This is a genomic window from Ectothiorhodospiraceae bacterium BW-2 (genome assembly GCA_008375315.1).
Classification (GTDB): domain Bacteria; phylum Pseudomonadota; class Gammaproteobacteria; order Thiohalomonadales; family Thiohalomonadaceae; genus BW-2.
Genome location: CP032507.1, coordinates 2,658,518 through 2,672,109, shown reverse-complemented (window position 1 = coordinate 2,672,109; position 13,592 = coordinate 2,658,518). Strand labels below are relative to the sequence as shown.

Here is a 13,592-nt window from a genome sequence, read left to right as displayed (position 1 = left end):
AGCTGCGCCGCTTCGCTCTGCACCTTTATTTTGCCGGTGATGCGAGGCGTTGGGCGTAATAAAATAGCAAGGAGCAAAAATGTATAAAGACGATATCCTGAATCTTATTCAACAATCACCGCTTGAAATTGATACAGAAATACAAATGACAGGGCGGCCACCTACTATGGCAAATTCAGAATTCCTTACAAATAAGGAACAAGGCGATTGGGCTGAAAAAGTTGTATATAGGGCAATTAATGAATTCTCGTCTGACTATTTTGCTGTTCAATATGGGCGATCTGATTCAATAGTAGCTGGGGATGATGGTTTTGCTGATTTTTATATGGAATATCAAAGTGAACTGAATACAATAGGAAAAAGGCCAGACCTTTTAATTTTCAAACTAACGGACTTTCCAGATAGAGATGTTGACATCGAAAATGATGAACACGTTAGAAAGGCAGTAGTTGCATTAGAAGTAAGATCAAGCTCTTTCCTAATCGACAAATACACTGCCTTTATGGATGAAAGACAACAAGAAGCAATAAAAAACTGCACGGATATTCGTAAAAACTTATTAGAGGGAGAACTCGGAAATCTACTTAAACGAAAGAATAGTACTATTTATAAACTTATTTTGGGAGCAACAAACGAGACCTTTAAAGAGTTGGATTTTCGACGACCATCATGGTCACTAACCCAAGAACTGAGAGATTTAACTGATCTTTTGAAGGGATTAAAAGAAAATATAAAAACACTTCACAAGAGAGACTATTTAAGTATTACCCCAAAGATGGAGGATATTGCGCTTGTAAACAGATGGATTCAAAAATACAATGTCAAGCATTTTTACTTGCAGGTGTTTTTCGATAAAGCGTATGCAATCTCTTTTCAAGACATTCTTGAACTCGTTTCTAACGATGAAAACGAAGGTAATAATTTTTCAATCGAAAGAGACGTAAAAAATCAAGGCAAAACAACAATAAAGGTTAATGTAAAAATAGGTAAAGAGGTTATAGGGAAGATCGATATGCCGGAACATAAGGCAGCTATGAAAGAATTGGATAGAGGCAGATTATTATTCTATGTGACCTTCGAGGGTGGTAAAGGCTATCTTGATAATGAAATATTGATGAGGGATGTCATTAATGCTTGAATCTGACTATATAAAGCACACACCTATTAGCCATAGGAAAGATTATGGACAATTTTTTACACCATCATCAGTAGCCCGCCTTATGGTTCAGTGGGTTTTGAACGATAACCCAACAACCGTTTTAGACCCCTCATTTGGACTTGGAATATTTTACGACGAAGTACTCAAGACCAAACCAAGTCAACAGTTGCAATTTGTCGGGTACGAGATTGATAAAAAAATAATTGGCTATCTTAATAGTGAAATAAATAAATCAAATCTAAAAATCAATAACTGTGATTATCTTGAAGCAAATGTAGGTTCTTTTGATGGGATTATATGCAATCCTCCTTACATGAGGTTTCAGAATTTCTTGAAAAGACATTCTGTATTACCAAAAATTGAAAAACAAATAGGAAAAAAGCTTGTTGGCTACTCTAATATTTCATCAGTCTTTCTTTTAAAGGCATTGAACGAACTTAGGGGCAACGGAAATCTTGCATTTGTTATGCCATTTGAATTTTTTAATACTGGATATGGAAAAGAGGTAAAGAGAAGCCTGCTCAAAAATCATCTATTAAAACAAATAATAATATTTTCAAATGAAAAAGAAATATTCCCAGATGCGACTACAACTGTCTGTGTGTTGCTTTGTAAAAAAGACGGGATAGAAGAAGATATAAAAATTACGCAAATTAATTCTGAGGATGAGATTAGTCAAATATCAAATATTAGTAATTTTTATCATGCAGCAATAGAACCATCGAATTTGCCATTCAACAAAAAATGGACACCTATATTGTTATCATTATTTTCTGGACAGACCATTCCAGAAGATTTCGTTAAATTATCACTTTATGGTTCATTCACGAGAGGTATTGCCACGGGTGCAAATGATTTTTTTGCACTAACAAAAACAAAAATCGAAAAGTGGAATCTAAATAATGGCAATATCTGTAAATGCATTACAAAAAGCCCTCAAATACGTAAAGCGGTATTTACGGAATATGACTTTGATATTTTATATAATTCAGATAAACCTGTTTATTGTTTAGATGTAAGAGATCATGAGAGCCAACGAATACGCCAATATATAAATGAAGGTGAAAAATTAAGATATCACGAAAGGTATCTTACAAAGATGAGGAACCCTTGGTATAAAATAGAACGTCGAAATACTGCTCCAATATTGTTCGGTGTATTCAACAGGGGACGACTAAAGGTAATAAGAAATCTTACAACAGCAATTAACTTTACCTGCTTCCATGCTTTTTATCCAAATATGTTTGGTGAACATCTTATAGATAAGATATTCGTTTATTTGCTGAGTGACATTGGCCAAGAGATTATAAAAACCAATAAAAGAAGTTATGGGAACAACTTAGATAAATTTGAGCCAAGTGATTTAAACGACTGTTTTTGCCCAAGCCAAAATCAATTTGACATGATTGATAACAAAGAGGCTGAAAATGTAATTAAAATCGCCAAAGCTGATGAAAAATTGGCAATTCAAATGAGTAATGACTTAATCCAACGAATTATAAGCAACGCCCAACAAGACGCTGCACTGGATTTTTACTCCGCTCCGTAAAAACCAGTGAGCTCAAATGTTATGCGCAAAAGAAATCGTAGAGAAGCATGCCGGCATCCTTGCCACCCCCACAAACTTAACGCTACAATTTCCGGATGCAGCACTACACCTCACACCCGCTCACCCCACAACGCCGCCGCCAATGGCACCGGCTCTTGGAGCCCGACATGGCCTATACCTTAGAGCAATTTACCAAAGAGTTTGTCGCTGACCACCTTAACCTGCTATCAGCGGACGAAGTATTACAGCGCTACTCGCCGGATGAAATAGCCGAACACCTCAGCCCCGAAGCGCTACAGCAGCTACTGTTACGGCTGCAACAGAAAAAACAGCACCACTAACCGATCACCCGAATCAACCAGACGCTTTACGATCAGGCGCGTCCGGTTTCTCCGATTTATGGTGTTGTAACTGACGGCGTTCTTTGGCAGTTTTTATCACTTCAGGACGGTACTGCAACTGTGGACAGTTATTTGTACAGTTTTGATGACGGCAGCAAGATTGTCGGAATATTGAAATATCTTGTAGAAAGCAGTATCCCACAAGCCTAACTTATCGCTCAAGACCGACCACCCGCCCATAGCGGTCAGAACGGCCACCTCATCAACTCATATCCATGCTGGGGTTATACAAAGGGCGACAAAAGGTGTGAAGTTGGCGACAAAGTTGACCACCCGTTGAAGATAACTGATTAATATCTCTAACTAACAGGATAACGGAACAAATTTTGCTGCCTGTGACGGTATCAATGGTCACACCCACAAGGAGCGCCTCATGATTAGCGAGATTAGCGAGATTAAGGAACAACTCATTACCGGACTAAAACAGCACCAAATTGTCCCCTACCTAGGGCCTGGGGCGCTGAAAGATGTCGTTAGTAGCGAAGAGGGTCGACCGATCCCAGCCGACAGCGATTCGTTAATTATCGCCCTTAACGGCGGTCGACCGATGAATGCTCGCTTAATGTATGAGTTTCCTCGTGCGGCGATGGATATCGAACAGAAGCGGGGACGCAAGGCGGTAGAGCGCTTTCTCGATCAGACCTATGGCGCGACTGAGTGGAGTCGTGCGGCACTACACGACTGGTTAGCCGAGATAAAACCCCACTATGTTGTCGATATTAATCGTGACACCCAGCTACAGCAGAGCTATACCACTACCCCCCATACCCTGATTCGCGGCATTGCCCGCGTTGGCGGCAGCGACTACCGCTTCCACATCCACCACTATGATGGCGAAAACTACCACCACATCGACCAGACAGAAGTCGATGCCTCGTTACCGATCCTGTTTAAACCGATGGGGAGCCCCCTACCCGACTCGACCTATATCGCCTCCGACGCCGACTATGTGGACTACATTACTGAGTTGATGGGGGGGTTTGCCGTACCTGACTTTCTGAAGCAGTATCGTCAGGGGAAGCAGTATCTATTTCTCGGCCTACGCTTAACTCGCGATACCGAGCGGATGGTGCTCTCCGATATCATCTATGCCGCAGAGAGACCCGCCGGCTGGGCAATGATCGCCGAACCGAATAGCAAAGAGAAAAAATTTTGCGATAAGATGGGGATAGAGATTATCTGCGCCGATTTCGAGGCGCTATTTTAAGAAGAGGCTGTACGCAACTCATCCTCATAACAGCCGACCGGCAGGCCTAGCTCGCCGTCGCTATTTTCAAAACGGACTAAATAGATGGTGATATCGGGCGTCTCTTCGTAGTGACCGGTATTGACCAAAACGCCGCGAGTACCGGCGGTTGCTATCACCGCTTGCGGCTCCATGGCGGGAATCGAGCCATCGTTAACGATTGTCTTCGCCGCATAGAGCATATCGCCCGACTGCAGCGCTCTTACTGAGAGCTCCTCTCTATCCATTGCCATCATCACTCCTTTAGGTTTAGGTTAAAACAGTTGGCATAGTCGGTACAGATTTCACAGCTCGGTGCCCGACAGGTGTAAATACCTTCGGCCTCACATAGCTGTTTGTAGAGAAACCGTTTCCACTTCATATCACGACTGTTGCGTTCGGCTAACGGTCGAAAGTGGCGCACCATGAGTGTCGATAGATCGGCTCGCGACCACAGTCCAAGATCAGACCAGAGGTGGTCGTTCGCCTGACAGCCGATAGCCACAATCTCAGCGAGCCACAGCTCTGCCTCAGAGTCGCCACTGCGCCCCTGATGTAGCAGCGTCAACACCTCCTGCCACTCATCACGGCGAGTTAAATCGACCGGCCGTGGGGGCTGTGGTGGCCACTGTGAGAGATCAAGCGCTGGAAAGTGGCTGGCGATTAGGTGCTGATAGCGTCCCTCGCCTAGCCCTAACCACGCCGGCATCGCCCCACTGCCACCATGGAGTGAGGCGATCATTAGCGCCAGCGACTCCTCAATCAGCTCTCCCCGCCGATGCTGCATTAACTGCTGGTAGAGCTGCTGTCGCAATACTACTGCCGCTAAGGCACCATTTTCACACTGAAAGGTTGTCTGATTGAGTTCTAGCGACATCCGAACTACATCGCCTCATACTCGACCAGAATATCCTCATCACGCGGGATAAACTGGCAGGCAAGACGCCATTTGCTCGGTAGATCATCGACAATGAGCTGCTCTAAATCCTCTTTGGAGATTTTGCCGATTTCACGCAGCACCTGCTTCTCTTTCTCCTCTAGATGGTAGCCCATCGGCCCATTTTTACCGATATAGGTCACCTTAATAGCACAGCTACCACACTCACCATCGCCACAGTCGAAGCGAATTGGGATTTGGTTGGTTTTGGCAATCTTTAACACCGTCTCGGTAAAGCTGCCGGCTACGGCATAGACCGTTTTATCTTTGTAGTCGGGATTTGAAAAGGTAATTAATGGCATTCGTCTGCTCCTATGTTAGGGTTAAGGTTAAGCCGGTTTAACTTTGCAGTCATTCAAAATCTGCGCCTGACAGGCAAGGCGGTGGTGGCGTCCGGCCATATTCTCCTTTAGCACCTTCTCCTCTAAGACTGAGGGTTCGGTTAGGTTATTCCACCCCTCGGTCACCTCCATCATGCAGGTACCGCAATCCCCTTCACGACAACCGTAGATGATGCCGGAACCGACCTTCTCCGAGACCTCAATCACTCGCGTACCGGCTGGTACATTCACGGTCTGGTCAATATCTTCAAATGTAATCTTCGCTTTCGCCATGACTAACTCCTTGCTGTTAAAAAATCATTACTCACAATAGCCCTCTGGTCTAACCCAAATCGGCCATCTCAATCACGCCGCTGCTGCCTTGGCTCTTACCGGTCAGCACCTCTGCCACCTGCCGTCCAAACTGCTGACACGCCTCCAGCTCCCCGGCAGTCGGGATGAGTTTGATGCGTAGCCCCTCACAGGGGATATGCATCTTTAACCCGCGCATTCTGTCTTCAATCATTCGTACCGCCTCCCCACTCCAACCATAGGAGCCGAAAGCACCACCCAATTTACCTTTCAAATTAACCACCGCTAGCGATGAGAGGAGATCCCATACCGGTTTAACCGCGTCACCATTGATTGTCGGCGAACCGAATAGCAGCGCATCGGCCTCTTCAATCAGATCGACAAAGGGATCGGTCTCCCCCCCCTCCAGATCGTAGAGCGACACCCGCACCCCCTCAATATCACTCGCCCCACTGCTTATCGACTCGGCCATGCGGGCGGTATTGCCGTAGGAGCTCATGTAGAAAATAATCACCGACTGCTCCTGATTCCCCAGCTCCCGACTGAGGCTAGAGGTCGATAGTTCGCGATAGTGGGCCACATATCGACGCGGCCGCTCACGCAGAATCGGGCCGTGTGTCGGGGCGATTTGGCGGATCTTTAGCGGTTCAATTAGCTGTAGCGCCTCAAGCAGATGCTTTTTAAATGGCCGCATAATGTGAGCATAGTAGTAGTCGAACGAAAAGCGAAAATCGCCCACTAAATCGTTGAAGAGCCGTTTATCGCAGTAGTGGCAGCCAAAGATATCGCCCGAGAAGAGTACCCCCTCCTCCTCTAAGTAGGTACACTGGGTATCGGGCCAGTGGAGATAGGGGGTGTGGAGAAAAGTTAATGTCCGATCACCGAGTGAGATCGTATCGCCCGTCTTAACCGTAATATAGTTTAGCTCCCCATCGGAGGGTTTAAGTAGCGCCTTTAACATCGAAGTGGCTCGCTGCGAGATATAGAGCTGCGCCTGTGGTGCTCGCCGCATCAGCTCCGGCAGCGCTCCGGTGTGATCCGGTTCTAAGTGGTTAAGGATAATATATTTAATCTCATCATAATTAACCTCCGACTCTAATCTGGCAAAAAATTCGTCACTACAGTTCTCTTTAACTGTATCGATCACCGCCACACCGTCACACCCTCGCACCACATAGGCGTTGTAGGTAGTACCATTGGCGGTACTGAGAATAATGTCAAAAGTTCTTAACCCCGGATCGAGCGCGCCAATCCAATAGACCCCATCGGCTAGCTCCATCGCATTGCGATGGGCGGAGACATCGACGCTACTTCTCATCGCTCACCTCCGTTACTCTCCTATCTGGCTCTCATTTGCGCCATTACCGCCTCTAACCGCGCCGGCTCGATTCCGGTTAGCGATCCGGGCGGATTGAGCGCCTCGCCTAGACTATCGAGAATCGCCCCCTCAATCGGACAGATAGAGGCGCACTGGGGATCGGCATACTCCCCCTCACACTCACTACAGCGCTTAGCATCAATCAAAAAGTGGGGGGTCGCCTGATAGATAGCCTCAGTCGGACAGAGGGGCTGACAGGCCCAACAGTTGACGCAAGACTCAATAATTTGATAGGCCATGGCAGCGCTCCTTAAGCTGAGATCCGCATAGGCTGCGGCGCTTCGGCGCGATTAAGCGCCCCACTAGCGACCATTTCGGCGTAGAGCGCGGCCACAGCCTCCTCTATCGGCTCCATGGCATACTCACCATTCGGTTGAATACCCGCCCGCTCTAGCTGCTCCCACGGCTCAAAACCGATTTTGGAGCAGAGTACCGCTTCACACCCCTCTAGGGCACGAATCGTCTGCTGCAGCACACTCTCGCCCTCACCACAACTCACATCACCGCTACAGTAGAGATCAACTTTACGATGGCCGATAAAGCGTACATCGATCGCGGAGGCTTCGTAGATTAGAAACTCTCTGGCGTGGCCAAAGTGTTGGTTAATCACCCCGCCACCACTGGTCGCCACAGCCATCAGCACCGGGCGGCTCTCTTTAACCGGACGCTTTAGTGAGGCGAGTGAGATTAGGGTCTCCCCGCGTCTCTCGGCCTGAGCGGTTCGATTCGCCTCTACCGTGCGCTGATAGTCGGCTCGCTGCACCATCGCCTCGGCGTAGTCGATCTCCATCCTCTCCACCTTATCCATGCTGAACTCATCGCCACGATCCTCTCCTAACATACCGACCGCATCGGCACGACACTGACGACAGTGGCGCATCATAGTCATATCACCGGCACAGCGATCTTGCAGCGCTTGCAACTCTATATGGGTCGGGCCGCGCTGCCCCATCACCCCGTAAAAAGTTCCATGCTCCGCTTCGGCAATCAGCGGCATCACATTGTGCAAAAAGGCCCCTTTGGCCTTCACAACTCGGCTCACTTCTTCTAAGTGGGTGTCGTTGACGCCAGGAATCATCACCGAGTTGACCTTAACCAACACTCCACGCTCGGTCAGTAGCTCCAGCCCCCGCTGCTGCTGCTCGATCAGTATCGCCGCCCCCTTGCGCCCCTTAATTCGGCGATTGTTCCAGAAGATCCAAGGGTAGATTTCGGCACCAATGTCGGGATCAACACAGTTAATCGTTATCGTGACATGATCGATATTGTGGCGACAGAGCTCATCGATCTGCTCTGGCAGAGCTAGACCATTCGTGGAGACACAGAGCTTGATATCGGGCGCTCGCTCGGTTAGCTGCCGAAAGGTCTCAAAGGTGCGTTCAGGATTAGCGAGCGGATCCCCAGGGCCTGCAATGCCAAGTACCGTCATCTGTGGGATAGTCGCCGCGACCGCCAACACCTTTTTGACCGCCTGATCCGGCGTTAGCAGCTCCGAGACGACTCCCGGCCGCGACTCGTTAGCACAATCATATTTACGGTTACAGTAGTGGCACTGAATATTGCACGCCGGAGCCACCGCTACGTGCATACGGGCAAAGTGGTGGTGCGCCTCCTCTGAGTAGCAGGGGTGGTTATGCACCTTCTGCCGAATATGCTCCGGCAGATGAGCGAGTTGATCTTGGCTACCGCCACAACCCGAGGCGCTGCACCCCTCCTGAGTGGAATCTGATACCGATGTGCCTGATAGTTGAGCCATACCGCCTCCTCAATGGTGTTTACACCTAAAAAATAGCGCGAAAAATTAACGATATTGGCTCAAAAGCAACGGCTGTGCCGTTTAGGTAATGGTGTTAAAAAACAGTTAATTGTAATATTTAAACAGGAGAGGCAAAGGAGCTATTGTCTGCTTTGCGACAAAGGGTTGTCACAACCAACCAGCCTAATTGGCTGCCTCACCCTTCTGCACCCAACTCCCTCGCACCAATCTAATCCGCCCCTTCACATTACGGCTACCATAATCCTCATAAGCGTAGTCAAAATAGATCGCCCATGCACCGGTAGGGCTATTTTTAATCGGTGAGGCAGACCAGTACCAGCTAGAGACCGTATTAGGGAAAACAGTCTGATCGATAGCCGGCACGGTTCTGGTTTTGTGCGTCAGTGACATCAACTCCTCTTTAGAGGGGACTCGCCAATCACTAAAGCCACACAAATTGCTCCGATTAGCCCCATTGACCAGCTCATCCCAGTCGTTATAGCGCTCCTGCTTCTTGATTTTAGCCTCAATCAGCGCCCCCACTCCCCCCCAACGAAAGAGGGTATCCTTACCATAAAGCCCGCTATCGCTCTTTACCTCCCACACCAAATCGGTCAGGTTATCGCGAACACAGCGCCATGTTGCCGCCTCAGGCACTAACTCCTCCCCCATCTCACCTAGCTTGGTCCAATCGCTCCTCCCCTCACCAAAACCGATCTTCGGCGCAGCCTCCTCCTCCTCCCCCCAAACAAGAGGGGTGGTGATAACAGACAAAATTAGCATAACATATTGAATTAATTTCATATTTTCTCCTGATAAAATAACAATAACTGTGACAACCACCCACTGTAAACCAGTGGCCATTGGGGGGGGACAGGGCAATTATAGCGCCCAATCTTTCACAGAACTACTGACACAAATTTGACAACTTGGTAGAATGGCCCCAGTGCCCGAGATAACTGCGGGCCTAACCCCCCGAAAACCCGCAACCTAAACCGGAATAGCCTACCTCCAATATGTCTGAGAGTACACTAACGCCCCCTGTCGAGATGCCAGAAAAGAGGCGTCGCCCGTTTAGTATTGAGCAGTGGATTAAGGATAAGATGCCGCTTGTGATCGTCACTACCCTCTTTACGCTCATCGTAGTCGCCTTCTTCTTTAACAGTATTCTCGTTACCATCCACCCAGGTGAGGCTGGCGTACTCTACCGCCGCCTCACTACCGGTACCCAGACCGACTATATCTATCCGGAGAAGCTCCACTTTGTTCTGCCGTGGAATACGATGTATGTTTACTCGGTGCGGGTACAGACCATTCGCCACGAGCTCACGGTACTGACCAAAAAGGGGCTACCGGTCACCCTCTATCTCGCTATCCGCTTTCGCCCCGAATACGATATGTTGGGGGTACTGCACAAAAATGTCGGCCCCGACTATGTTGACCGAATTTTAGTCCCACAAATTGAGTCGGTGTTGCGAAAGAATATCGGCCAGCTCAACCCCGAAGATGTCTATACCAACAAGGAGGGAATACTGACCAATATCCTACTGCTAGCGATTGAAGAGACCATGCGTCACTTTATCGTGGTCGAGGATATTATTATCACTAAACTTGATCTTCCCGAAGATATCCGACTAGCGATTGAGAAAAAATTAGTCGAAGAGCAGACGCTACAAAAATATGATTTTACTATCGAAGTCGCCAAAAAAGAGGCGGTACGCAAACAGATTGAGGCAGAGGGGATCAAAAACTATCAGGAGATCGTCACAGAGACCCTCTCTGACAAGCTGATTCGCTGGCAGGGGATCCAAGCCACACTTGAGCTCTCAACCTCAAACAACGCTAAAGTGGTGGTGATAGGTGCCGGTGAAGAGGGATTACCCATTATCCTCGGAAATCAGTAGATGTTTATTATCCGTCTCTTCTTCATTATTCTACCGTTGATCGCGACGGTGGCCTTTGTCATGCACCAAAATCGGCAGACCAACTACCATTTTGGTCAAAATCGATTTGAGTATGCCAACCAGAGCGATCTGCTAGCTAGCTGTAAAATATTAAGCAAAGATCCCGACTTCTTTATTAACCGAGCTCAGTGCCAACACTTTATGGCCACCGACAAAGATTGCGACACTTTTGCCAATCAAAAACCCCACTGTGCCCCCTTTGTTAACGCCTACGACTACCCCAGAAAACGCAACTACTGCCAAGATCTGTTAGGCCAAATTAACACTTGTCAACACAGCGTCGCCAAGCGGTTATGGTACACCCCATTTCGAGAGCTAGTTGACGATCCGGTCATTACCCAATTTACCGAACTAACCGGTTACGACTTAGGGGCCTTTATCGAAGAGATATTCTTCTACTTCGGCATCTATCTCCATACCGAATGGTATGATGCGGTCGGTGATATGGGCGATATTGTTGACTACATCAATATTGCCACCCTCGCACCCGCTAACCGGGAGAGAGAGTTTAAACAGGGAGTTGACCTCGCGGTAGAGCAGATTAATAGCGATGGAGGAGTGTTAGGTCGCCAACTGCAGATTAAACCCTTCGTCAGCAAAGGGGCTAACGATATCGATTTGGCTCGGGATCTGACCTATGCCATTGCCCGTAATCCGACCATCACCGCCCTCATCTCCCGTGAAGGATCCTCGCTAACCAAACCGCTAACGATCATTTTTGAACAGACCAATCTGATTAATCTCATTACTTCAGCGACCAATAACAACATTATCCTACCCAACATGAAGTACAACTTCCGTCTGATCCCCAAAAACTCGGTGATGGCCGCCGCCTCCGTCCGCTTTTGCCAAATTATAGGGTGTCAGCGAGTGGCGATCATTATGGGGCGGGATAGCTACTCCCAAGAGTTAGGTCAAGCGTTTTATGACGAGGCGATTGCGCTCGGTATTCGTACCGCCTATATGAAGACCTTTTTCGAAGATCGCACCGACTTTATCGGTATTCTCAACGAAGCTAAAGATGCCAATATCGACGCCATCTACTTCAGTGCTTGGGCTAAGGCTGCCGTGCAGTTTATGAAACAAAAAGAGCTCTTAGAGCTCAAATACCCGATTATTGCCACCGATTCGCTCGATAACAGCCAATTTATCGATGAGGGGCGCGGCGCTGCCGAGAATACCATTACCCCATCGATCTATAACGAAACCCTAACCCACGAGAAGAATCAGCGCTTTCTCGACAGCTATCTCGCCGAATATGGTAAAACACCCGGGACATGGAGCGCTCAAGGCTACGATGCGGTCTATATTCTAGCTAACGCTATAAAGAGTTCCGGCTCTACCGTCCCCGACAAAATTGGCTCTGCCATTCGTTACATGCCCCAGTGGCTAGGGGCCGGTGGCCACTACCAATTCACCTACGATGGCGAACTAACCAACCGCGATATCTTCTTCAAACGACTCGAAGTAGGGCGCTTCTGGACAATTCCCTCGATCGTTGTCAACCCATTTAAACGGCTCTCCACACAGGAGGCGGTTGCCCAAACCTTTGCCAAAGCGAACAGCGCTAGCGCCAATAACTTCGGTACTTTCTCGGCAACAGATAAAATTTCCCTCCCCAAACTACAGGAGACTCCCTAATGCCTCTATTAATGTTAATCGCCCTCTATCTAATCCTCTCGCTAATAGTCGCCTTTCTCGGCCGCAAGCGGCGGATGGGATTTTGGGGCTACTTTTTCGGCTCTATTCTGCTAACCCCCATTATCGGCCTGCTGCTAATGCTAGTCTCGGCGCCCCAAACGCCGGCACACTAGCGGTTGCCATAAATTTTGCCCCTCTAGCCGCTACGAGTAAAAAATAGAGTACTAATTGTGGCGCAGGGGTGCTATGATCGGCTTGATTCTGCCACTAGCGCAGGGTCTCAGTTTTGGTAAATTTGTGACATTAGGATGGAAAATTATGAGTGAAGCAGTATTAACGAATGTTGATGAGATGCCGAAAACCGCTGAAGAGCGTTCGGCAGCAGCTGACAAAATTGTGCGTAACTACACCATGGCAGCGATGGCTCCCGCACTGATACCGGTACCCGGGCTCGATCTGGCGCTGATTACCTCGGTACAGCTAAAGATGTTGCATAGCCTGAGCAACGAATATGAAGTTAAGTTCTCCAAGCATCTGGGCAAAGAGGCTGTCGCTAGCCTGATGGGAAGCATCCTGCCGCTAGCAACTACCTCCACGGTGGCTAGCTTCGTTAAAGTGGTACCGTTAGTCGGCCAAGCAGCAGGCACTTTGAGCCTAATGACTCTGAGTGCAGCAGCGACTTACGCTGTCGGTAAAGTCTTTATCCAACACTTTGAGTCTGGTGGTACCTTCCTGACCTTTGATCCCGAAGCCGTTCGCGATCACTTTGCCCAAGAGTTTGAAAAGGGCAAAGATGTCGCTGCGGAGCTCAAGGGTAGCAATGCCACTAACGCAACCGCAACCGCAACCTCTAACTCTACCGTTAAGAAGTAGCCTTTTGATCAACCCCACTCTAAATAAGAGTGGGGTTTTTTCAGTCTTTTTCTCCCTTTCACTTGTTACCCTTTTAC

The 13,592-nt window shown here is 48.1% G+C and carries 15 protein-coding genes; 7 read left to right on the top strand and 8 right to left on the bottom strand.

Annotated elements, in window-relative coordinates:
* Nucleotides 1–79 precede the first annotated feature (79 nt).
* From D5085_12840 to D5085_12830, 3 genes are all read left to right on the top strand, one after another.
* Nucleotides 80–1,138 carry an AccI family restriction endonuclease gene (locus D5085_12840; GenBank protein QEP43925.1) on the top strand — a complete coding sequence of 353 codons (1,059 nt, stop codon included), beginning with the start codon at nucleotides 80–82 and terminating at the stop codon, nucleotides 1,136–1,138.
* The gene (locus D5085_12835; protein QEP43924.1) at nucleotides 1,131–2,708 is read left to right on the top strand and encodes an SAM-dependent methyltransferase; all 1,578 of its coding nucleotides are present in this window, start codon (nucleotides 1,131–1,133) and stop codon (nucleotides 2,706–2,708) included. Before D5085_12840 ends, D5085_12835 begins: the two co-directional genes overlap by 8 nt.
* Nucleotides 2,709–3,482: 774 nt before the next feature.
* Entirely contained in the window at nucleotides 3,483–4,316 is an 834-nt protein-coding gene (locus D5085_12830) for an SIR2 family protein (protein ID QEP43923.1), read from the top strand.
* On the opposite strand, the gene D5085_12825 is transcribed toward D5085_12830, so the two are convergent.
* The 8 genes from D5085_12825 to D5085_12790 form a co-directional block, all read right to left on the bottom strand.
* A complete protein-coding gene (locus tag D5085_12825; GenBank protein QEP45156.1) occupies nucleotides 4,313–4,582 on the bottom strand; it encodes a nitrogen fixation protein NifZ in 270 nt (89 codons plus the stop codon). The two genes, D5085_12830 and D5085_12825, sit on opposite strands and share 4 nt — an antisense overlap.
* An 8-nt stretch (nucleotides 4,583–4,590) precedes the next feature.
* The gene (locus tag D5085_12820; protein ID QEP43922.1) at nucleotides 4,591–5,211 is read right to left on the bottom strand and encodes a nitrogen fixation protein NifQ; all 621 of its coding nucleotides are present in this window, start codon (nucleotides 5,209–5,211) and stop codon (nucleotides 4,591–4,593) included.
* A 5-nt stretch (nucleotides 5,212–5,216) separates the two neighbouring features.
* Nucleotides 5,217–5,573: a (2Fe-2S)-binding protein gene (locus tag D5085_12815; GenBank protein ID QEP43921.1), complete on the bottom strand. Its 357-nt coding sequence runs from the start codon at nucleotides 5,571–5,573 to the stop codon at nucleotides 5,217–5,219.
* Between the two features lie 27 nt (nucleotides 5,574–5,600).
* Nucleotides 5,601–5,885, bottom strand: a complete 285-nt coding sequence (locus tag D5085_12810; GenBank protein QEP43920.1) for a ferredoxin — start codon at nucleotides 5,883–5,885, stop codon at nucleotides 5,601–5,603.
* 49 nt (nucleotides 5,886–5,934) lie between these two features.
* Entirely contained in the window at nucleotides 5,935–7,221 is a 1,287-nt protein-coding gene (locus D5085_12805; protein QEP43919.1) for an FprA family A-type flavoprotein, read from the bottom strand.
* Between the two features lie 20 nt (nucleotides 7,222–7,241).
* On the bottom strand, nucleotides 7,242–7,520 hold the full coding sequence (locus D5085_12800; GenBank protein QEP43918.1) for a ferredoxin: 279 nt from the start codon (nucleotides 7,518–7,520) through the stop codon (nucleotides 7,242–7,244).
* Nucleotides 7,521–7,531: 11 nt separating this feature from the next.
* Nucleotides 7,532–9,037 carry a nitrogenase cofactor biosynthesis protein NifB gene (nifB, locus tag D5085_12795; protein ID QEP43917.1) on the bottom strand — a complete coding sequence of 502 codons (1,506 nt, stop codon included), beginning with the start codon at nucleotides 9,035–9,037 and terminating at the stop codon, nucleotides 7,532–7,534.
* Between the two features lie 183 nt (nucleotides 9,038–9,220).
* A complete protein-coding gene (locus tag D5085_12790) occupies nucleotides 9,221–9,901 on the bottom strand; it encodes a DUF1566 domain-containing protein (GenBank protein ID QEP43916.1) in 681 nt (226 codons plus the stop codon).
* Nucleotides 9,902–10,053: 152 nt separating this feature from the next.
* Here D5085_12790 and D5085_12785 point away from each other — a divergent pair, with 152 nt between their 5' ends.
* The 4 genes from D5085_12785 to D5085_12770 all read left to right on the top strand — a co-directional run bounded on the left by D5085_12785 (nucleotide 10,054) and on the right by D5085_12770 (nucleotide 13,515).
* Nucleotides 10,054–10,941, top strand: a complete 888-nt coding sequence (locus D5085_12785; GenBank protein ID QEP43915.1) for a prohibitin family protein — start codon at nucleotides 10,054–10,056, stop codon at nucleotides 10,939–10,941.
* A complete protein-coding gene (locus D5085_12780; protein ID QEP43914.1) occupies nucleotides 10,942–12,642 on the top strand; it encodes a hypothetical protein in 1,701 nt (566 codons plus the stop codon).
* Complete coding sequence (locus tag D5085_12775; GenBank protein QEP43913.1) at nucleotides 12,642–12,815, top strand: hypothetical protein; 174 nt, start codon at nucleotides 12,642–12,644, stop codon at nucleotides 12,813–12,815. Before D5085_12780 ends, D5085_12775 begins: the two co-directional genes overlap by 1 nt.
* A 73-nt stretch (nucleotides 12,816–12,888) precedes the next feature.
* Entirely contained in the window at nucleotides 12,889–13,515 is a 627-nt protein-coding gene (locus D5085_12770; GenBank protein QEP43912.1) for a DUF697 domain-containing protein, read from the top strand.
* The last annotated feature ends 77 nt before the right edge of the window (nucleotides 13,516–13,592 follow it).

What these genes read in the sequence shown, in the direction of transcription:
- D5085_12840 (QEP43925.1), top strand. Translation starts at nt 80, where the DNA reads ATGTATAAAGACGATATCCTGAATCTTATTCAACAATCACCGCTTGAA.
- D5085_12835 (QEP43924.1), top strand. Translation starts at nt 1,131, where the DNA reads ATGCTTGAATCTGACTATATAAAGCACACACCTATTAGCCATAGGAAA.
- D5085_12830 (QEP43923.1), top strand. Translation starts at nt 3,483, where the DNA reads ATGATTAGCGAGATTAGCGAGATTAAGGAACAACTCATTACCGGACTA.
- D5085_12825 (QEP45156.1), bottom strand. Translation starts at nt 4,582, where the DNA reads ATGGATAGAGAGGAGCTCTCAGTAAGAGCGCTGCAGTCGGGCGATATG.
- D5085_12820 (QEP43922.1), bottom strand. Translation starts at nt 5,211, where the DNA reads ATGTCGCTAGAACTCAATCAGACAACCTTTCAGTGTGAAAATGGTGCC.
- D5085_12815 (QEP43921.1), bottom strand. Translation starts at nt 5,573, where the DNA reads ATGCCATTAATTACCTTTTCAAATCCCGACTACAAAGATAAAACGGTC.
- D5085_12810 (QEP43920.1), bottom strand. Translation starts at nt 5,885, where the DNA reads ATGGCGAAAGCGAAGATTACATTTGAAGATATTGACCAGACCGTGAAT.
- D5085_12805 (QEP43919.1), bottom strand. Translation starts at nt 7,221, where the DNA reads ATGAGAAGTAGCGTCGATGTCTCCGCCCATCGCAATGCGATGGAGCTA.
- D5085_12800 (QEP43918.1), bottom strand. Translation starts at nt 7,520, where the DNA reads ATGGCCTATCAAATTATTGAGTCTTGCGTCAACTGTTGGGCCTGTCAG.
- nifB (QEP43917.1), bottom strand. Translation starts at nt 9,037, where the DNA reads ATGGCTCAACTATCAGGCACATCGGTATCAGATTCCACTCAGGAGGGG.
- D5085_12790 (QEP43916.1), bottom strand. Translation starts at nt 9,901, where the DNA reads ATGGCCACTGGTTTACAGTGGGTGGTTGTCACAGTTATTGTTATTTTA.
- D5085_12785 (QEP43915.1), top strand. Translation starts at nt 10,054, where the DNA reads ATGTCTGAGAGTACACTAACGCCCCCTGTCGAGATGCCAGAAAAGAGG.
- D5085_12780 (QEP43914.1), top strand. Translation starts at nt 10,942, where the DNA reads ATGTTTATTATCCGTCTCTTCTTCATTATTCTACCGTTGATCGCGACG.
- D5085_12775 (QEP43913.1), top strand. Translation starts at nt 12,642, where the DNA reads ATGCCTCTATTAATGTTAATCGCCCTCTATCTAATCCTCTCGCTAATA.
- D5085_12770 (QEP43912.1), top strand. Translation starts at nt 12,889, where the DNA reads ATGATCGGCTTGATTCTGCCACTAGCGCAGGGTCTCAGTTTTGGTAAA.